The 19,873-nt window shown below is 43.4% G+C and carries 19 protein-coding genes and 2 tRNA genes; 13 read left to right on the top strand and 8 right to left on the bottom strand.

The window, feature by feature from the left end:
• Nucleotides 1-3: 3 nt before the first annotated feature.
• Nucleotides 4-1,005, bottom strand: a complete 1,002-nt coding sequence (gene yejK, locus D5I41_RS12205; protein WP_119010014.1) for a nucleoid-associated protein YejK — start codon at nucleotides 1,003-1,005, stop codon at nucleotides 4-6.
• Between the two features lie 84 nt (nucleotides 1,006-1,089).
• Between yejK and D5I41_RS12200 the strand changes: the two genes are divergently transcribed.
• The 4 genes from D5I41_RS12200 to D5I41_RS12185 all read left to right on the top strand — a co-directional run bounded on the left by D5I41_RS12200 (nucleotide 1,090) and on the right by D5I41_RS12185 (nucleotide 3,475).
• Nucleotides 1,090-1,305: a YejL family protein gene (locus D5I41_RS12200; RefSeq protein WP_017028634.1), complete on the top strand. Its 216-nt coding sequence runs from the start codon at nucleotides 1,090-1,092 to the stop codon at nucleotides 1,303-1,305.
• Between the two features lie 25 nt (nucleotides 1,306-1,330).
• Entirely contained in the window at nucleotides 1,331-3,130 is a 1,800-nt protein-coding gene (locus D5I41_RS12195; RefSeq protein WP_119010013.1) for a DUF3413 domain-containing protein, read from the top strand.
• Nucleotides 3,131-3,132: 2 nt separating this feature from the next.
• Nucleotides 3,133-3,209, top strand: a tRNA-Pro gene (locus D5I41_RS12190).
• A gap of 175 nt (nucleotides 3,210-3,384) precedes the next feature.
• Nucleotides 3,385-3,475, top strand: a tRNA-Ser gene (locus D5I41_RS12185).
• A 268-nt stretch (nucleotides 3,476-3,743) separates the two neighbouring features.
• Here D5I41_RS12185 and D5I41_RS12180 read toward each other — a convergent pair.
• Both D5I41_RS12180 and D5I41_RS12175 read right to left on the bottom strand, forming a co-directional pair.
• The gene (locus D5I41_RS12180; protein ID WP_119010012.1) at nucleotides 3,744-4,196 is read right to left on the bottom strand and encodes a nuclear transport factor 2 family protein; all 453 of its coding nucleotides are present in this window, start codon (nucleotides 4,194-4,196) and stop codon (nucleotides 3,744-3,746) included.
• A gap of 69 nt (nucleotides 4,197-4,265) precedes the next feature.
• Nucleotides 4,266-5,279, bottom strand: a complete 1,014-nt coding sequence (locus D5I41_RS12175) for a linear amide C-N hydrolase (RefSeq protein ID WP_119010011.1) — start codon at nucleotides 5,277-5,279, stop codon at nucleotides 4,266-4,268.
• A 157-nt stretch (nucleotides 5,280-5,436) separates the two neighbouring features.
• Between D5I41_RS12175 and D5I41_RS12170 the strand changes: the two genes are divergently transcribed.
• Nucleotides 5,437-6,315: a LysR family transcriptional regulator gene (locus tag D5I41_RS12170; protein ID WP_119010010.1), complete on the top strand. Its 879-nt coding sequence runs from the start codon at nucleotides 5,437-5,439 to the stop codon at nucleotides 6,313-6,315.
• 249 nt (nucleotides 6,316-6,564) lie between these two features.
• On the opposite strand, the gene D5I41_RS12165 is transcribed toward D5I41_RS12170, so the two are convergent.
• Nucleotides 6,565-7,440, bottom strand: coding sequence for a LysR family transcriptional regulator (locus tag D5I41_RS12165; protein WP_119010009.1), 876 nt, complete (start codon nucleotides 7,438-7,440; stop codon nucleotides 6,565-6,567).
• Between the two features lie 163 nt (nucleotides 7,441-7,603).
• On the opposite strand from D5I41_RS12165, the gene D5I41_RS12160 reads away from it, so the two are divergent.
• Both D5I41_RS12160 and D5I41_RS12155 read left to right on the top strand, forming a co-directional pair.
• On the top strand, nucleotides 7,604-8,620 hold the full coding sequence (locus D5I41_RS12160) for a linear amide C-N hydrolase (protein WP_162892830.1): 1,017 nt from the start codon (nucleotides 7,604-7,606) through the stop codon (nucleotides 8,618-8,620).
• A gap of 73 nt (nucleotides 8,621-8,693) precedes the next feature.
• Complete coding sequence (locus D5I41_RS12155) at nucleotides 8,694-9,149, top strand: nuclear transport factor 2 family protein (RefSeq protein WP_162892829.1); 456 nt, start codon at nucleotides 8,694-8,696, stop codon at nucleotides 9,147-9,149.
• Nucleotides 9,150-9,544: 395 nt separating this feature from the next.
• Here the strand turns inward: D5I41_RS12155 and D5I41_RS12150 are convergent, their stop codons facing one another.
• The 4 genes from D5I41_RS12150 to D5I41_RS12135 form a co-directional block, all read right to left on the bottom strand.
• On the bottom strand, nucleotides 9,545-10,315 hold the full coding sequence (locus D5I41_RS12150; RefSeq protein ID WP_119010006.1) for a FadR/GntR family transcriptional regulator: 771 nt from the start codon (nucleotides 10,313-10,315) through the stop codon (nucleotides 9,545-9,547).
• Between the two features lie 233 nt (nucleotides 10,316-10,548).
• Nucleotides 10,549-11,550 carry an Ldh family oxidoreductase gene (locus tag D5I41_RS12145; RefSeq protein WP_119010005.1) on the bottom strand — a complete coding sequence of 334 codons (1,002 nt, stop codon included), beginning with the start codon at nucleotides 11,548-11,550 and terminating at the stop codon, nucleotides 10,549-10,551.
• Between the two features lie 12 nt (nucleotides 11,551-11,562).
• Nucleotides 11,563-12,576, bottom strand: a complete 1,014-nt coding sequence (locus D5I41_RS12140) for a zinc-binding alcohol dehydrogenase family protein (RefSeq protein ID WP_119010004.1) — start codon at nucleotides 12,574-12,576, stop codon at nucleotides 11,563-11,565.
• A gap of 12 nt (nucleotides 12,577-12,588) precedes the next feature.
• A complete protein-coding gene (locus D5I41_RS12135) occupies nucleotides 12,589-14,046 on the bottom strand; it encodes a mannitol dehydrogenase family protein (RefSeq protein ID WP_119010003.1) in 1,458 nt (485 codons plus the stop codon).
• A 587-nt stretch (nucleotides 14,047-14,633) separates the two neighbouring features.
• On the opposite strand from D5I41_RS12135, the gene D5I41_RS21220 reads away from it, so the two are divergent.
• The 6 genes from D5I41_RS21220 to D5I41_RS12110 all read left to right on the top strand — a co-directional run bounded on the left by D5I41_RS21220 (nucleotide 14,634) and on the right by D5I41_RS12110 (nucleotide 19,426).
• Nucleotides 14,634-14,816, top strand: a complete 183-nt coding sequence (locus D5I41_RS21220) for a hypothetical protein (protein ID WP_147094844.1) — start codon at nucleotides 14,634-14,636, stop codon at nucleotides 14,814-14,816.
• Nucleotides 14,817-15,105: 289 nt separating this feature from the next.
• A complete protein-coding gene (locus D5I41_RS12130; RefSeq protein ID WP_235868910.1) occupies nucleotides 15,106-15,603 on the top strand; it encodes a NanQ anomerase/TabA/YiaL family protein in 498 nt (165 codons plus the stop codon).
• A 40-nt stretch (nucleotides 15,604-15,643) separates the two neighbouring features.
• Entirely contained in the window at nucleotides 15,644-16,483 is an 840-nt protein-coding gene (gene kduI, locus D5I41_RS12125) for a 5-dehydro-4-deoxy-D-glucuronate isomerase (RefSeq protein WP_119010001.1), read from the top strand.
• A 61-nt stretch (nucleotides 16,484-16,544) separates the two neighbouring features.
• A complete protein-coding gene (locus D5I41_RS12120) occupies nucleotides 16,545-17,525 on the top strand; it encodes a TRAP transporter substrate-binding protein (RefSeq protein WP_119010000.1) in 981 nt (326 codons plus the stop codon).
• A gap of 62 nt (nucleotides 17,526-17,587) precedes the next feature.
• Nucleotides 17,588-18,118, top strand: coding sequence for a TRAP transporter small permease (locus D5I41_RS12115; RefSeq protein WP_119011501.1), 531 nt, complete (start codon nucleotides 17,588-17,590; stop codon nucleotides 18,116-18,118).
• Complete coding sequence (locus D5I41_RS12110) at nucleotides 18,119-19,426, top strand: TRAP transporter large permease (protein ID WP_119009999.1); 1,308 nt, start codon at nucleotides 18,119-18,121, stop codon at nucleotides 19,424-19,426. It begins immediately after the preceding gene.
• The last annotated feature ends 447 nt before the right edge of the window (nucleotides 19,427-19,873 follow it).

The following is a 19,873-nucleotide window of genomic DNA, read 5'->3' as shown; positions in this document are numbered from 1 at the left end:
GGGTTAACCCTTTCTTGTGAGCTGGTCACGTAGATTCGGTGGCGTCCCTTTGATCGTTAACGTATCTGTTTCTGGATCATAAAAAACACGTTCTCCCATTAACATGGAGTCAAAGCTGATATTCAAACCACCACCAGCGCCAACAAATTTGGTTAGCTTGCGTACAGCGGCTCTATCGCCAGGGAAGCTCTCTTCCAGTTCGTAGCCTTGCTCTTCGGTAAAATCAGCAAAGCTGGTGCCGTCATCGCTTTTTGGTAGCTCTTGCGACAGTTCACGAACTTCAACCTCATCACCCGCTTTGATCTGCTCATTGCAGTAATCTGCAACTTGCTTACGGTAAGAGTTAGCATCGTCTTTCTCTAATTTTGCATCCGCTACAAAATCGTCCACCGCTTGCATCAACACTAAATTTTGCTGCTTTGTGTCCAAACCGGTTTCAGCTTGCAGAAAATCCAAGAAGAAATCTGAAACCTTGCGCCCCACTCGTCCCTTGATAAAAGTAAGAGAGCGATTTGAGTCGCTATCCGTTTGATACGTAGACAAGTCGATACGCGCCGCGATATCCATCTTAGAAATATCCAGGTAATCCGTAGCACTAATATCCAGACCTTCTGTAACCTTCAGGCTTTCGTTAGATGGGATAAGCGCAATAAACAGATAATCCGTAGCTAAAGACTGATAATGAGCTAACACTAAAAACCCATCTTCGGCGAAGGAGTACTTGCTGATCTCGGAGATCAGTCGCTTGGCACTATTTTGTGAGAAAGTGTAAAAGTCGAGATCGTCAGATAACGTATTGTCTAACCAAACTTTGAACTCGCTCTCATCTGAGAAGGTTCCAAAGCCTTTTCCTGCCTTTGCATTGAACACTCGATGCAATTCAGCGACTAAACTTTCAGTAGATGCGTCATTAGCTAGGGCCGATTCACGGTAGTTAACCGTTAGCTGTTGCTCAGAATCTTTAACTAATTGATGCAAAATGACATTAGATAATTGTAAACTCATAGGAGATTTCTATCTCTTGTGATTTCAGTTGTTATTCAGAGTAGGTTATCATAAGCCGTTTCCACTATCATTAGCAGAGTAACTATGCCTATTACATCGAAATACAGTGACGAAAAAGTCGAAACCATGTTAGCTGAAATTGCTGCAGTCCTTGAGAAGCACCAATCGACTCCAGAACTGAGCTTGATGTTGGTTGGCAATATCGCGACAAACGTTCTTAACCAGAACGTGGCTAAAGGACAAAGGAAGGCCATCGCCAAAACTTTCTCAGATGCACTAATCGCATCTGTTGAAGACTAACAACTAATAACAAGAACGAACATTCATGGTAGATAGCGGTAATTCTTACGCAGAACGAGTATCAAGACTGGTCAGCTGGGGACATTGGTTTAGCTTTTTCAATGTCATCGTTGCAATGCTCATTGGTACGCGATACATAGCCGAATCCCCTTGGCCAGATACCCTTTTAGGGCAACTGTACCTATTCTCATCTTGGGTAGGCCATTTTGGTTTCTTGGTATTCGGGCTCTATGTACTCTGCCTGTTCCCTATAACCTTTATTGTCCCGAACTTTAAACTGTTCAGGATAGTAGGTGTGCTCGCGAGCACGGTTGGGCTGACGGTTCTGTTACTTGATACGCAAGCGTATCAAGAGCTTAACCTGCACCTTAACCCCATCGTTTGGGAGCTGTTGTTAAGCGACGATAAGAATGCCATCAATGCAAAATGGCAAACGCTGTTCGTTCTTGTACCCATCATATTCTTTGTGCAACTCGCTCTTGCTGAGTGGGTTTGGCGCAAACAACGAAAACTGTCGCATAAGCGCATTGGTCGCCCTATTGCTGTGGTCTTCTTTGTTAGCTTTATTTTCAGTCATCTGATTTATATCTGGGCTGATGCCACCTTCTATAATCCAATTACAAATCAACGTGCTAACTTTCCGTTGTCATACCCAATGACCGCTAAGACGTTTTTAGAGCGTCAGGGTTGGTTCGACAGAGAAGAATATCAAGAGCGTGTTGAGCGCGGTGAAGCGAATACAGAAGTACTGACTTACCCTCTAGAAACCTTGAAGGTAAATAAGAGTAAAAGTAAGAACTACAACCTAATGATGATTGTGGTTGAAGATCTGCGTGCAGACAGCGTGACCCCAGAAACCATGCCTGCACTTAGCGAATTTGCGACGCAAAACCAGAATTTCACCCATCACTACAGCTCTGGCAACGATAATTCCGCATCTTTTGGACTGTTTTATGGCATCCCAGCGACGTATTCAGCCAATGTTCGTCATCACGAGACTCAGCCTTTATTTGTAGAGCAGCTTCAATATCGTAACTACGATATGGGGTTCTTTAGTGGTAATGACTTCTCATCGAATATTTATGATGATGTCATTCTAAGCGGCTTAGACGATAGCCTTACCGAACAGATCAGTAAGTCTGATAAAGCGGCAGTAAGCAACTGGCAACAGTGGCTTGATAACGAAGGGAACAAAAACTGGTTTAGCCTGCTTCATCTCACGAAGATGCAGAAGTTTGAAGACCATGTGAGTGACGCTTCAGGAAAAGATGCAGGAGCAGTCCTTCGTCAGGCTTACAACACTACTGCTAGCAAAATTGACGCCACAATCGAACAAGTACTTGCAACGCTGCAAGACAAAAAGTTGCTGGATAATACCATTGTCGTGATTACCTCAGATCATGGCTGGGAATTTAACGAAACCAACACCAACAGTTGGGGTTCGAACAGTAACTACAGCAAGTACCAACTACAGGTGCCTATGGTAGTGCATTGGCCAAACAAGCCAGCAAAAGAGTGGACTCATGTATCAAGTCACTTTGATTTGTCAGTCACCCTGATGCAAGATCTGCTTGGTGTGACCTCCAATCCAGCAGATTTCAGCAGTGGTCAAAACCTATTTAATAGCAAGAATCGTCGCTGGACTATGGCTGGAGATGCGCGCGAGTTTGCATTGATTTCTCCTAAAGAGATCACAGTCTTAGACCGCTACGGCAACTACAAAGTGTTTAACCACAATTACCGTAGACAGCGCGATGCGAAGCCGAAATTGTCAGTCATTATGCAGGGATTGTCAGAAACCAAGCGTTTCTACGAACAGCAATAACTCGGACTGTAGCGCAGCTTGGTAGCGCATCCGCCTGGGGGGCGGGGGGTCGCAGGTTCAAATCCTGTCAGTCCGACCACGAAACACCAAAGGGAGCCGATGGCTCCCTTGCTTTTTTGGACACATTTCAGACTTAGATAACCAAACAACTTAAGTCACCTTAGCTTATTGTTCAAAATGCAATCACTCAGACCTTTTCTACTCAATTTAGTATTTACAAAGGTTTTTAATCTCTATATTATTCTTCCCGCAACGGAGAGATGGCTGAGTGGTCGAAAGCACCGGTCTTGAAAACCGGCAACCGTTAATAGCGGTTCTAGGGTTCAAATCCCTATCTCTCCGCCATATCTAAGCCCCTGATTTATCAGGGGCTTTTTGCATTTAAGGAACTAGGGAGTCACTTCAAATCCAATGAGGTGAGTCAATTGTATCTTTATAAACATCCCAACTCGGTGTATTACACCCGAATCTGCACCCCGAAGAAGCTAGTAAAACTGGGCTTTCCGTTCGATTTTAAGATAAGTCTTCGCACTAAAAATCGTCCTGATGCACTCAGAAGAAATCTGATTCAAGTCAAATTCGTTCTACTGGCAACTTATCGCAATACTTAATGCTATTCAGCTGATGGGAACGATTGGTGAGAATGAAGATTCATCCATTGCCCATCGCGCAATACAAACACAATTGTCATGGCGTACGGCGAGGTTGGGACCAACACGTTACCTTGGGCATCATACTGGGTATAGGTCATATCAGCCGTATATACCGCAGCCGAATCAGACAACATTGTGACCTCTTCACGCACGGTTTCGATGTCTTGACGAGTCACGCCTTCAAACATTGCAGTGAAAGTACCAAGCGTGTCTTGTTTTGACCAAAGTGGCAAACCAGCGACAAAATAGGTGTGATCAGTTGGCGCGTTGTCCCACATACGTACAAGCTGCGCGTTACGTGCGTTATCCCACATAGTGTGTGCGGTATCCAGCACTTGTTGCTTGGCCTCATTAGCGAGTGAGCTAAAAGATGCCACCGCAAGTAGTAAAGCAAATACAGATTTGAATTTCATAGTTTGCACTCCTGTAAAGAAGAGAGGCGCTAAACAGCGCCTCTATAAGATTAGATTATTCAGAAAAAATCACTTTGCAGTGATTTCAACGAAGTTCGCTTTAGTACCGTAAATAGATGTCTCTGAGTAAGAAACGGTGCTGAAGTCAACCTTATCTAGGTCAATCTTGTTGATCATTGGGTTGTCGTAGGTGCGGAAGTAGTACGCTTTATCAGCGATATCAACAACGTTACCGTAAGCAATCAATTGTGGTTTAGGTGAGATGAATTCCCAGTACATAGAACCAGAAACAAGTTCCATGTTGTTCAGTATTGAGAATGCACGATTAAGACCTTCGTCACGAGCATCGTTCGCAGGTGTGTTGGCATTGTATGCAGCGTTAAGTGCAGCGATACGTGAGAAACGATCTTCAGAGCTGGTGCTGAAACCAGGGAAGACTTCCATATCGTTATCAACACGGCCATTCACTTTAGCGATTGCTTCTTTCGCCATTGCTTCTTGCTCAGGGTAGCTTGGGTCGTTCGTCATTACACCTAACGTGTTTTCGTAAACCACCGCTTCACCGGCAACGTGCTCGATTACAACAGAGCGGTTACCATCAGTAATCGCGTAGTGGAATGCAACGGTCACGCCTTCAAACTGCTTCATGTCTTCATATACGATTGGCGTATTTTTAGCAATTTCAATCGCTTCTTCAGTCGTTTTCGCGTTGCCAAGTAGCGTTGACACGATAGATAGTGACGTTGATTTTGCTGCTTTTTTATCTTCAGAGTATTCAGCGCCCCAGTAACCTAGTGATTCAATGCTTACACCGTGCTCGTTTAGGCCCGATGAAACCATTTCAGTATCGCCGTGACGCATACCAACGAAACCATGTTGTGCTGTTGAATCACGGAACTCATAGCCACGTGGAACAATGATGAAGTTTTCTTCAGTTTCCATCGGTAGTTCATTAGTACGGCTAACGAAAACAGTACCTTCATTACCAGTGATGGTTGAATATGAACATGCATGAGCAGTAGCACCGATACTGGCTGCTGCTGTTGTTGCTGCTAGTGCAAGTGCGATGATTGATTTTTTCATAGTAAACTCCAAGATATCTATTCAGTTGAGTTTGGAAACTCGTTTATGAGCAATATTGCTTCGATGGAGTCATGATGCACTCAAAAATTGACTCCATAAAATTCCAATGGACAACAAAAAGTAGTTTATAATATGAGTAACTTACTGGAGGGTAGTCATGGATTTTTCACTCGCTCAATTGCAAGCCTTTGTTCTTACTTACGAAACGGGTAGCTTTAAAGATGCTGCAATTCAATCGGGAAAACGTAGTCAGGCGGTTGCCAAGCTAGTATCAAGTCTTGAAGACAATTGCGACGTGTTACTTTTCATCAGGCATGTACGTCGACTAGAAGCCACAGATGAAGCTAAGAAACTCTATAAACTCGCGAAAAGAGTTCTGTCTGATTCCAATCAAATCTCAACTATGCTGAAGAGCTTTGAGGAAGAGTTACCGAGCAGCTTTACTCTTGCTGTGGATAATCTATTGATCAGTAATGAAGTAACAAAATGCTATAAAGCGATTTTAGATGAAATCCCTACCATTGATTTAGAGATACTGACCGGCAATACCGAGCAAATTGCCGGATGGGTCGAAACGGGTGAAGCGGATATGGGTTTAAGAGCATCGCCATTCAACAGTCAAGATGATTTGATTTCTGTAAGCGCTTTTAATTTTAAGACCATTACTATTGCTAGCCCAGAGACAATTCGTTCAGGTTCAATCATTTCTCAGTCTGAACTGACCAGGCTTACTCAAATAGTCGCCAAATTCGTTTTCCATTACGGCTTGGAAATAGGCCATATCATCAGTGATAGCATCATCACGTCTAACGACTTGCACAACACTCTAGAAATGGTTGAGGCCGGCATGGGGTGGGCAATGGTGCCAGAATTCAACATCCGCAATAAACTGAAAGAACAATCACTGATTGAATTTTCTATCGAGGGATCCGTTCCCGTCGTATGGAACGCTGAAGTGGTGTATCAAAGTGATGATAAACTCACCTTAGCCGGTGACATTTTTATACAGAAAATTCAAACAATAGAACAAATCTAGCGGTCTTTAGTCATCAGAACTGTGGCGTGTAATGTGTATGGGGAAGGCTGACAATAACAAACTGTCGCTTGTTCTTTTGTCATTGCGTTTGAGCCAGTGGACTGCAAAGTATAATGGGTAAGTAGTGTAGTCTTAGGGCGGGATTCCAATGCCGATGCTTTGGGTTGCGTTGTGTTGTGATGTTTATAGTTAAAGGGCCTGTTACTTTGAAAGTGGGAGATCACTACTAGCCGCCCTAATATGGACGGTCTAAATAACAATATCTTGTACGTTTTGTATGAACAGATCGCCCGCGAGACTAAGGTCTTCTTCGTTCAAATAAATCAATTCTGCAGACCAGTATATCGGTGATGCCCCCTCAATCATTAAACTAGACAATGTGGCATCAGCCAGTTTTTCTTCCACCATGAATTTAGGGACAATCGCCCAACCCATGCCAGCCTCAAGCATTGAAATCGTCTGTTGAATATTATTCGATATGATTTTTCGGTCACTAAGAATGTGCTGTTTTTGATGGTGATAATGATACACAAACTTAGGCACAATTTGCGTCATAAGAGCGATGTCGTCATTAGATAAGACAGATCCAAGGTTGACTAGGGTAGAAGAGGCGACATTGACCATTTCAAAATTAAATGCTGTCACTTTGATAACCTCAGCTTCTTCTGAAAATGGATAAAAGCGCAACGCCAACTCGACATCTTTATTGATTAACCAATCAAATACCTCGGTAGTGCTCCCAGTGCGAATGTCTAACTGCAATTCGGGGAATTCAGTCAATAGGTTTTGATAGCAAGTCATTAAATCATTACTAATTAGCATGTTATCAATTCCTACGCTGAGTCGTGTTGCGGGCTTAAGCTCAAAACGTTGGATGGTGCTGTGAATTTTACCGCTATCAAAGAGTGCTCGATTAGTAAAAGGGATGAGTTTATGTGCGGCATCAGTGGGTTCTAAATGTCGAGTCTTACGAGTGAACAATTGGACGTTACAACTCTCTTCCATGGTGACAACCAATTTAGTGACCACTTGCCGTTGCTTATTCAAGCGTTCCGCCGCAGCTTTGAAACTGCCATGTTCATACGTTGCAGAAAATGCCTCTAACTGCGCAAGCGAAAAATTCAAAACGACGTCCTTCTTTGGTTATCTGATTCCTATAATGCCATAGACAACCAAAAGATGCATCATGTGAGTTTTTGTGTTTGTTTTTTGTGGGCATACTGGCTCCATCAAAAACAAGCAAGCGATGAACAACAAGCGTCGACTGCAAACACAACAGGATATCAAAATGAAAAAAACACTATTAGCTCTCACAATGGCAGCCACAACTTTCGGCGCTATCCAAGCTGCAAACGCTTGTTCATACTCAACCTTTGAAATAGACGGTAATGCATTCGTTGCACGCTCAATGGAAGCGCCTGACTTCATGCAAGAACGCTTCACCGTGTTCCCACAAAACCACGTAATCAACGGCAAGTCTGGTGACTACGGTTTCGTTGGTATGCAACACGGTGATACAGAGTGGATTTCTTCAGGTCTTAACGAACACGGCTTGAACGTTGAATCACTAGCTCTAGGTGAGTCTACGCTTCTTCCAGAGGGCGAGGGGGACGTTAACTACCTTGAAGTAGCGAGTCTTTTACTCGCTAACGCTAAGAACGTTGAAGAAGCAATTGCGCTTCTTGAAGACACTCTAGTTACACACACTAAAATCGCTGTAGCACACGACATGGATATCCCGATGCACTTCGCTATCCGAGACAATGACCGTGCTATCGTAGTTGAGTACACAACTGGCGACGGCAAACCAACTTTCTACGAGAACGAGCTAGGTGTTATGACAAATGACCCAAGCTACCCTGTTCAACTAGAAGCTGCTCAGAAAGAAATCGATAAAGCTGGAACACGTCTTGGTACTGACCTTGAGGTTTTCGACAGACTAGAGACTGGCCCAGATGGTCGCTTCTCTCGCCTAGCTGTACTCAACGCTGAATTCAAACGTAACCCTAAAGCTGGCGATGCTCGTGAAGACGGTCTAGCTCGTGCATTCTCTATCCTGAATGACATGGAAATCGTAACGGGCTCTATGTACTGGGAGTTCGTTAGCCCTGACCCACAAATGGTTGGTTACGGCAACGTAGTTGACCTAGAGAACAACGACTACTACTACCGTACAATCGATAACCCAACAATCCGTAAAGTTGACGTTGACTCGATTGACTTCGGTAAAGTTAAGTATTCTCAGACTGACATCTACTCTGAGCCTGCTCAATACACTGACGTAACAGTTACTTTCTCTGAGTAAGTTTTTAAATAGCAAATAAGCCTCGAAGCAATTACCTGTTGAGAGGCTTTTTTTCAATATAGGACAAATGACGATGAAACTTAAATCGACCCTAACTGCCTTAATCTTAGCCTTATCATTTAACGCTACAGCTGCGGTAACCAATGACGACCGCGCAGAAGCTTTAAAAACAGTTCACACCGTATGGGACAACGCTCGTGCAGCGAACTTAGATGGCATGTTTGCAGCAGCACCTGCAGAGCATTCCTATATTATGGGCGGATTTTCATTATGGAGCCGCGTTGAAGCAACCGATTTCTATAAGGCTGCGTTTGAAGGTGTTGCTCGTCAGGATATTACTAACTTGCGTGAGAAGGTCACTATGACTTCAGCCACATCAGCTTTCTACATGGCAGACGCAACCTATACCCAATATGACGCAAAAGGTAACAAGCTTCAAGGTGGCCCATACGCAATTACTGTGGTACTAGAAAAGCGCGATGGTCAATGGATTAATATCCACACTCATCAGTCATTTCCACCGCAATAGAAAGAATTTAGGCTGAGCCCTCAATTCCCTTATCTTTCAACTTGTTTTAAATATTCAACAAAATGAATCGTAAAGGGTAGCGATTAGACTAAAAGCAGATCTCGCAAAGGGGCTATAGCCCCTTGTTGACGAGCAAATAGAATGGACAATTACCACACAGCCCTTTTCTTTAAAGATCGTTTGAAGTTGAGGCGTATCGTTAGTTTAATAAAACGTAACTCATAATTGGACATTTCTGAGTCACGAAGTGCCCGATGTGAAGGTCTTGGACAGAACATTCTTTGAGCCAGTCGCTGAAGAATATCTTTGCTTAAAAGAAATCCGTTTCGTGAAGTGTTTGCCCTCACTGATGTCCATAATACTCAAGCTTATTGAATTTGTACTAATACAGCACTTTACTCAGCCTCGACAAAAAACATATCATCGTCATCAATAAGTGATTCACTGTTGGTATCAACTAACTTGAGTAATTCGGTTTTACTGTGACTCAAATGATTAAGCATCGTTTCTTTTGCTAGCTTTTCATCTCTCTTTTGCAGAGCCTGAAAGATGCGCTTGTGCTCATCAAGCCAACTACGCTTTAACTCTTCGTCATGCAAATACTTGACGTTGAGTTTGCTCCAAAGGGGACTGTCCGTTCTTACTCTATTCCAGAGTGTATACGCTGTAGAAATGAGCATTCGGTTTTGTGTAGACTCTGCAATAGCAAGATGAAACTTACGATCTAGTTCTTCAAACTTATTATTATCATCAATGAATTCTTCTTGCTGCTGAATGATCTTTCGCAGTTCGCGTAATTCATTGAGTTTAATATTGCGAGCTGCAAATTCAATGATACTGGTTTCCAATACCATTCTTGATTGAAGCAACTCGAATACACCCACTTCCGAAGTATCTAGTTCATTGCTGGCACTATCCAGTGTGAGATCAGAGTGATTCGCTTCTTTAAAGTAAATTCCAGCACCTTGCCTAACATCCACCAAATCCTTCAACTCAAGCATGATAATCGCTTCGCGTATGGTCGCTCGGCTTGTGCCAAATTGTTCACTCAAACTTCTTTCAGAGGGCAATCTTTCTCCAGGCTTAAACACACCTGTTACAAGCAATTGCTCAATCTGCAATCCTACTTCATAATAGCGACGCTTCGTACTAGCGCTGGTCGACATATATACCTCATAAATAGGTTAACCAATTTAGTTTTTATTACAATATCACATTGATTATTACTTTCAATATTTCAAATCAGGCAAACTCAAAACACAACAAAAGAAGACTAAAATACGCCCGATGTTTTCCATTCTAAGTTTGCTCAAGGGATAAGTGCGTGCAGATTGAAGAAAGACGAGGCGACGATTGTAAGGTTTTTCAACTCTCCCAACCATCACCCCAGTATGGCTACCTATGACTTCAAATACTCGTAGACTGATTCTGCAAGATTGATTCCAAGTGCGTCACTTTTAACTTTATAGGCTTGCTGAGGATCATTAGGAGCAAGAACTTCATCCATACCTGGCATTGGCTTCGTCGCCCTTAACTCAGAAACGAGTTGAAGCATCATTGCACTAAATAGTGGGTTGCCCAGTTTCTCTGGATTAATGACAATAACTAAGCTAGCCAACTTTCGCATTTGCTCGTATTGGCCGTACATACGAACCACATGATTGCTCATATTTGCTCCCATAAGACCACCAGTTAATGCATCAATCGCCAAAGCAATACCCGAACCTTTATGTGCACCAAACGTCAGTAAGTTCTCCACTTGATGCGGATCTGTCGTCATGTTGCCCTCAGCATCAATCGCTAAATTCTCACCGATTGGTTGTCCAGTTTCTTTTGCAAGAAGTAACTTGCCAAAGGCTGTGGCACTTGTTGCCATATCGACAATCATAGGGTGAGAGTCTTTTACTGGAAAACCAAAGGCAATAGGATTCGTTCCTAAAAAGCGCTCTGCAGAGCCGTGAGGAGCAACGCAGGTGTCCGTTTGCGTCATTGAAATACCAATCATACCTTTACTGGTTGCCTGCTCCATGAAGTAAGACAGCGCACCGCAGTGAGAACCATTTTTCACACTCACAAAACCCAGTCCAGTTTCACTAGCCAGTTCAATAGCATGGTCAGTCGCGGCAATCATCGCTGAATGCCCCATTCCATCATCTGCGTCCAGTATTGCGAGCGAAGGAGACACCTGCTCAATATTGTACTGCGCGAATTTATTGATACCACCCATACTCAAACGATGACAGTAGTGCTCGACTCGCATTAACCCGTGTGAGTGCACGCCGGTTCGCTCTGCATGTAATAGGACATCAACCACTTCTTCACAAACCGTTGGTGATAGGCCAGCATTCAGTAACTTGGCAATCGCAAGGTCTTTTAATTCTGCTTCATTTACTCTGATCATATTTTCATTTCCTTAAAACGTAATTACGCCCTTGACCAAGTCTTTGTTCTGACAAACATCTTCACCATATCTAAGGCCAAATGAATGAAAGTCGTACTCTTTGTTTTTCATAATATTTTCTGAAATAGCCCCTGAAGCCATTAACTCAATGACGTGTTCAAAGTCCTCTCGAGTCGCGTTTCTTGAACTCATTAACGTCGTCTCTTTCATGTGGAAAGTTGGGTTATGGAATGCAAGTTCACCCTTAGTGAAACCGATGAAAACCAACCTTCCTCCATTCCGAATCAGATTCACCGCATTCGACATAGATTTATCGAACCCAGTAGCATCAAACACCACATCCGCACCTTTTCCAAAGGCCGCCGCGACATCCGCCTTGTATGTTTCTAAGGAAGCATTGAGCGTTTTCAGGCCTAACTTACTTTCAGCCCACTGCAATCGTTCTTCAGCCACATCCGCAACGATAACTTCTGCGCCTCCTGCTTTAGCAATAGCTGCAGCTGCTAGACCTATTGGGCCGGCTCCAACTACTAAGGCGCACTCGCCTTCAATGATCTTCGCTCTACGAACGGCATGAGCACTGATTGCAAAGCATTCCACCAATGCCCCTTGGCTGTTTGATACCGAATCGGGCAATTCAATCAGGTTCGATTCTCGCACTGCAAGATACTCAGAGAAACCGCCATCTTGATGAACGCCATACAGTGAAATGCTTTCACAACAATTTGGTTTTTCATCGATGCATGCTGGACACACGCCACAGGCGATAGCTGGAATGACCGAATAGCGTTTTCCTGAAAACACGGTGGTAACATCCACACCAATTTCCGTAGCAGTCCCACTAATCTCATGACCTAAGACACGAGGGTAACTAAAGAAAGCTTGCTTACCAGCAAACGCATGAATATCAGTACCACATATACCAACTGCATTGATTTTCAGTAGCACTTCATTTGGCTCAATTTGTGGGACGCTTCGTTCTACATACTCAATCTTGTGTGGTTCTTGGCAGATTAACGTTTTCATAATGAGATCCTTTTATTGCGCCAAATTTTCAATAGTTTTTTTAATGCCACGTTCACTAATGTCATTAAATGCTTTCATAACACCGTCAATGAGCTCTTTGTTGTCTTTGCCGTGTTCACCAAACACACTTTGAATGCCTAGCAGGCCCGATGCTACAGACGCTTTATCGCTGAAAGACGCCATAATGTCTTGAAAGGTCATTGCGAGTGGATCATGAATCTCAGTAGAGGTTTGTTGAGCATTCATCAGGTAATGCATCCAACCTGCAATAATTACTGGTTGTATCTTGGCTTCTACCCCTCGCTCTTGTAGCGTCAAGAACGGATCTAACGCTCGTTGGGGTAGCTTTTGAGAGCCATCCATCGCAATCTGGTATGTCTTATGTTTAATGTTTGGGTTGCTAAAGCGATCTATAAGCAGTTCTGCGTATTCTTCTAGATTTACATCCAGAGAAGGGCTTAATGAGCGCCCTTGCTCGTCAATCATTAGCTTTTGCGTAACAGATTTAAGTTGCTCATCTTCCATGCACTGGTAGATGTAGTCGTAGCCTGCAAGTGAGCCGTTGTACGCCAAGAACGAGTGAGAGCCGTTAAGCATTCTCAGTTTCATTTCCTCGTAAGGCAGTACATCTCGAACTAAGGTGGCTCCTGCCTTATCCCAATCAGGACGACCCGCAACAAAATCATCTTCAATAACCCATTGGCGAAAATCTTCACAAACAATGCCACAAGGATCTCGATAGCCTGTTGCTTCCTCAATGATGTCGAACTCTTCCTCTGTCATTGCGGGTACAATCCGATCGACCATCGAGCTTGGAAAGGTGACGTTCTGAGCAATCCACTCGCCCAAGTCAGCATCGATTATGCGGGCAAATTCAACCACAACGCCTTTTGTGAGTGCGCCATTTTCTGGAATGTTGTCACAGGACATGACGCTGAATGCATCAAGGCCCTTGTTCTTGCGAATACGCAGCGCCTCAGTGACCAAACCAATCGCAGACTTAGGATTAGATGGATTTTCCAGATCATGAGCAATCAAAGGATTAGATTGGTCTAGGGTTCTAGATTGCGGGTCAGCACAGTAACCTTTTTCAGTAATCGTCATAGAGACAATGCGAACTTGGGGCTCAACCAATTTTTGAATTGCCGACTCAATGCCATCTAACGGAGTGTGAATCGATTCAGTAACGGTGCGAACTAAGCGCTTTGTTACGCCTGATTTTGAGGTTTCGACAACACTGAACTGATGATCCTGCTTTCGTAGGTTTTCGATTAGGTCAGCAGGCCCGAACATATTGATTTCACAGATGCCCCACTTCTCACTCGATATTGCATTTGTCATGTCGTTATAGACCGCTTGGTGACCTCGGTGGAACGCACCAAATCCGATATGGACGATGTTACTAGCTAGATCTGAGCGATTGTATTCCGTTACTTCGTCGAAGCGACCTTCTAATATATTTTTCAACATTAACCTCACCATTTTTGATCGTTTTCTTGCCCCTTAAACGGGCACCAAATCCAAACTTTTTGCTCAAAAGCATAGTTGCAGTATAGATTTCTCGATTTATAGATCAACCAATTTAACTTATTGGTTTACAGTTATATGACGAATGTCTAATTACTAGAAAGATGAAAAAACAAGAATACCTCTTAAGCCTTATGCATAAAGGGCATTAAAACTTTACACTGTGTTTATTTATGGTTTCCAATTTTATAGCTCATGCCATCAAGGGGTATAAACTAAATAATTTGTAGTGATACAGGTGCTTTATAGAGCACCTCATTGGATTACTTTTATTTGGTTTACCAAATTTAAAGCTGTCTACCTCGATAACCCCAACGCAATGATGCTCTTGTGAGAAGGTAAGTACACTCAGGAGCATCACTCATTATTTTATAAGTCCTTCACAAAACTGACATAAATGTTGGATATTCTAATGCTCAAGAAGTGACCAGGTGCTCAACTGCATTGATTTGCATGAGTAAGACAATTATACAGCCCTTAAGTGATGTATATTAGACCAAACACACACCAATCAAGGCTTTTCACGATTAATGCTGTACGATTTAGTTGAAAGGTTAATGGCGATGATACTGACTGCCGCAGATACCTATGAGCAAAGATGTGAGGAGCTAGAGGCCCATATGGATGCCGTTCATAGGCACCCCCCACTAACCGTATTGCTGTGTAAGGAAGAACTAAAGTGGTGGCAACACAGTCGCCGCCATCCCAAATAAAAATCAGACCAATTAGGTATACCAATTTATCTTTTAGTATAAAGTGGCCATCCCTCCCTCTATCATTACAACCCTTTAATACACGCCAGAACGCAAGAAATAATCCTGAAAAAGCTCTTAATTCACCTGTATTAGTAACAAAATACGCTTTATCGCGTAATTGTGATCTCTGTTAGGATTACCAAATAGAGCTTACCAATTTATATAATTGGTTTACATAACGTGATTATTATCACTACAAATAACAGAGCCATCTAGTATAACTAAATTATTGGTTAATCAATTCACATTGAAAAATACTAGAGGACTGGCCATCGTGGTTTTTGGTAACGTTAATAAACTCAATTTACTTCCTTACATCTTCACAAACTTCTCTAATTGGATCATGCAAGCCAGGGTGGTAGCAGAACAATACCCCACTGAACTTGGACGCCACGAGATAAACGATCAGGGCGTATTCGTCATGCTCGCGGAAGCCATGACAGAGCCAAGAGAAAATAGACAGTCTGAAATTCATAAAGAGTACATCGACATTCAAATCATTCTCGAAGGGGAAGAGACGATTGGTTACTCAAACAACATCACTGATGAGGCCTTAGCGCTTACTGTGCTTGAGAATGACGTGATGTTTTTTGAACAGGTTGAGCACGAGCAGTTTGTGCATCTCAAGGCGGGTGATTTTGCAGTGTTCTATCCAAATCAAGCCCACCGTCCACTGTGCGCTACCAACCAACCGCAGCAAGTACGCAAAGCCATAGTGAAAATACCCGTATCCGCTTTGGACTAGTAACCCAAATAACTATCAAAGTTTCGACTAGAGAGTACTTATGAAGATTAACTACAACAACAATCCGCGCGATGCCAAAGATTACGACACTACCCGTTTGCGCGAGGAGTTGTTAACAGAGTGCATGTTTAAAGACAATGAAATAGTTGCCGTGTATAGCCACATTGATCGCATTGTTGTACTTGGGGTTTCTCCTAATGACCATGAACTTGCGTTGAACGATGCGATTGATAATAAGGCCTTTGGAGTTGAGCATTTCTTACAGCGCAGAGAGCTTGGGGTGATCAACCTGGGCGGGCAAGCTCAAGTTAAATCGGGCTCTGAAACTTATACACTCGACCACTTGGATGGTCTCTATATGGGCATGGGAAGTGACAATCTGATCTTCAGTTCTCTCAATAACAGCAACCCAGCATTGCTGTATTGCATCAGCGCTCCAGCACATCATTCATACCCATCACGAATCATTCGTCGTTCAGAAGCCAACCTAGTTGAACTTGGTAGCACTGCCAATGCCAATGAGCGAGTGATCAGACAGTACCTACATCCTGACGTATTACCCACCTGCCAACTGTCCATGGGCGTGACTGCCTTACAAGAAGGAAGTGTTTGGAACACAATGCCCGCTCATACGCATGAACGTCGCATGGAAGCGTATTTTTATTTTGATATTCAACCGCAACAAGTGGTGTTCCATTTGATGGGAGAACCCACAGAAACCCGCCACGTTGTTGTCCGAAACTATCAAATGATTCTGTCGCCCAGTTGGTCAATTCACTCTGGCTGCGGGACTCAAAACTATAGCTTCATCTGGGGCATGCTAGGTGAGAATCAAACCTTTGATGATATGGATTTTGTCGACATGGATTCCATCCAATAGTCATTCTATTTCATTACTCACGCACTACAAACGTTCCTTACATTGATAATGGAGTAACACTATGAAGACCTTTAAAACCTTACCTGTTGCAGCAGCACTGGTTAGCGCACTAAGCCTATCTGCAGTGGCTAATGCCGCAACTGAAATCAAAGCCGCCTTTAATCAGTCCGACCAACATCCTCAGTATCAAGCGCTTCATGAGTTTGGTGAGAAGCTAAATAAAGCCACTGACGGTCGCTATACCCTTGAGATTTACCCAAATGAACTTCTAGGCGATCAACGTGCTTCGTTAGAGTTAGTACAAAATGGCGCTATTCAAATGGCGGTCGTTGCAAACCCACTAGTTGAAAACTATAACCGTAATTTCAGCGTCATTGGTCTTCCTTATGTGTACAGCGGTTACGACCACCAGCAAGCCGTATTTACCACAGGCGTCTTAGACGATCTATTCAAGGAAACTTCTAGAATGGGGTTTGAAGTCGTTGCAGCCTACACCGGTGGTGCTCGTTCTATCTATAGCAAAGCGGGGCCGGTAAACAACATAGAAGACATGAACGGCATGAAAATCCGTGTCATGCAATCTGACACTATGATAAAGACACTTGGCTGTATGGGTGGTCAAGGCGTTCCTATGGGACAAGGTGAAGTGTATTCGGCTATACAGCAAGGCGTGCTTGATGGCGCTGAAAACAGTGAAATCACTTACTACGACCTGAAGCAATACGAGGTAGCGGGCTACTATTCGGCAACACGCCACTTGATGGTACCTGACCTTGTTGTCGCAAGCAGTTTCTTCCTAAACAGCATGTCTAAAGAAGATAGAGCAGCCTTTGAGAGACTAGCAAAAAAGAGCATCGATACGCAGTTTGATCTCTGGAAAAACCAAGTCAGTATCTCTAAGAAAGCCGCGGAAGATACTGGCGCTAAGTTTAACGAAGTGGATATCGAACCTTTCGTTCAGGCCTGTAAACCTCTTCAAGAAGAGTTAATCCAAACTCCAGAACAAAAAGCCATTTACGAACGAATTACCGCATTGTTGTAAGCCCAACTATGGACAGGGGCATGCCTCCTGTCCTTGTTCACATCGTTTTCACAAGGTTGAGTATGAGTAAATTAAACAAAATCTGTTCTGGATTGAATTGGTTACGATCATGGGTGGATAGATTGCTGTCATGGATACTCATTTCTATCGTCGGAATTATGACAGCTCTGGTTACCTATCAAGTTATCTCACGCTATGTCTTTAACAGCCCAAGTGCCGTGAGCGAAGTCCTTTCTCGCTATCTATTTATCTGGCTAGTGCTCTTGGGGGCATCGTTTGTCTTTGGTTTACGCGAACACATGGCCATTACCTTCGTTAAAGAAAAACTGAGTTTCAAAGTTCGTACTGTCGTTGAAATCATTATTGAACTAATTACTGCCGTTTTTGCGTTCACCGTTATGATCACTGGAGGCTATAGCAGTGCGACTCGCCAAATGTGGCAAATGGACTCCGCATTACAAATCCCTATGGGAGTCATCTATTCTGTCATCCCAATTGCCGGCGGCTTGATTCTTTTCTACTTCGTTGTCAACGAAGCCAAACTATTGAGCGCCCTATTCAATCATCAAACAGAAAGTAAGGGGGAAAGCTAAATGGACCTCGCTGTTACTGCTTCAATAGTCATGTTCACTGGCGTTCTAGTACTGCTCGTTCTTGGCGCGCCAATAGCCATTGCGGTGGGTATCTCCTCATTTGCCGCAATGACTTGCATACTGCCATACCAAGGCGCCCTGACAACCTCTGCACAGCGCATGTTTGTCGGATTAGACTCTTTTGCTTTACTGGCCATTCCCTTTTTTATTCTGGCCGGAAACATAATGAACAATGGCGGCATCGCCATACGACTCATTAATTTCTCTAAAATCATTAGTGGGTTCTTCCCAGCCCCATTAGCACAAACCAATGTTGTGTCTAATATGCTTTTTGGCTCCATCAGTGGATCTGGCGTAGCCTCTTGCGCCGCAGTTGGTGGGATAATGACGCCAATTCAAAAGCAAGAAGGTTACGACCCTAAGTTCACAACCGCTGTAAACATTGCATCTGCGCCAACTGGCATGCTTATTCCACCATCTAATGCGTTAATCGTTTATGCGACTGTAGCGGGTTCGGTATCGGTGTCTGCACTCTTTATGGGCGGTTACGTACCAGGCATTTTATGGGGATTAGGCGTCATGATTGTGGCGGCGATAACCGGTAGAAAACTCGGCTATGTATCCAAACACAGAATGACGCTTAAAGAATGTATTGATGTTTCAATTAAAGCCATTCCGAGTCTTTCTCTCATCGTGGTAGTGATTGGCGGTATATTGGGCGGGATTTTTACCGCTACCGAAGCGTCGGCTATCGCTGTTGTGTATGCGATGATCCTTGGGTTTAGTTACCGCCAACTGAAGGTTCTAGACTTACCCAAAATCTTCTTAAACACAGCAAAAATGACTTCCATCGTTATCTTCATGATTGGCGCATCATCCATCATGTCGTGGGTAATGTCTTTTACTCAGATCCCTTCATTGATTGCTGATGGTCTACTAGTGCTGACTGACAACCCAATCCTGATACTACTGATCATTAACGTTGTATTGCTGTTCATCGGTACCTTTATGGATCCAACGCCTGCGGTATTGATATTCACACCAATATTCTTACCAATCTGCATGAGCTTAGGCATGCACCCAGTGCAATTTGGTATCTTAATGGTCTTTAACCTGTCACTAGGGACGATCACTCCACCAGTGGGACCGATTTTATTCACGGGATGCAAAGTCAGTGGCATCACCATTGATTCAATCGTGAAACCGCTTCTCCCGTTCTTCCTTGTAATATTCATGATCTTAATGCTAGTGACTTATCTTCCTGCAATCTCGATGGCGCTACCAACGGCATTCGGTTTGATCATGTAAGAGCAACGTTGGGTAATGTCTCTCCTAAAAGCGAAATACTTTTTCCTAAAGCATTTCGCTTTCACTCATCTCGCAGACGATTAATCTAGCACACAATAAACGAGTTATAACTAGGGTTCGCAATTACTTATTTCGTGGTGTTGAACTAGAAGTATGTGTAGTCGAACGCTAATTTAGGGCTTCTGATTAGAGTTCTAAGTGTACAAAGAATGTCTATTTGAAGAAGTTGAAATCAAATTAAGCACGCTCACACAAACTTCGGGGCAGTTTCGTGTTACGCGACCCCATGAAAAATGATCTAGGCATTTCCAGCTTATAGCCCCCCTTTCCCGATTCAGTCGGCCATGTATTTCACAAACCAATGGTGTTTGTTCGTCTAAATCTTTCTAAATCTCAGAGTGATCCCTAACTATTTCCTCCAATCCCTAACTATTTTTCCGGGTCACA

It is taken from the genome of Vibrio superstes, from assembly GCF_003569005.1.
In the GTDB taxonomy this organism is placed as follows: domain Bacteria; phylum Pseudomonadota; class Gammaproteobacteria; order Enterobacterales; family Vibrionaceae; genus Vibrio; species Vibrio superstes.
Note: the sequence above shows the minus strand (reverse complement) of the source record. Positions and strands in the feature narration are given on the sequence as shown.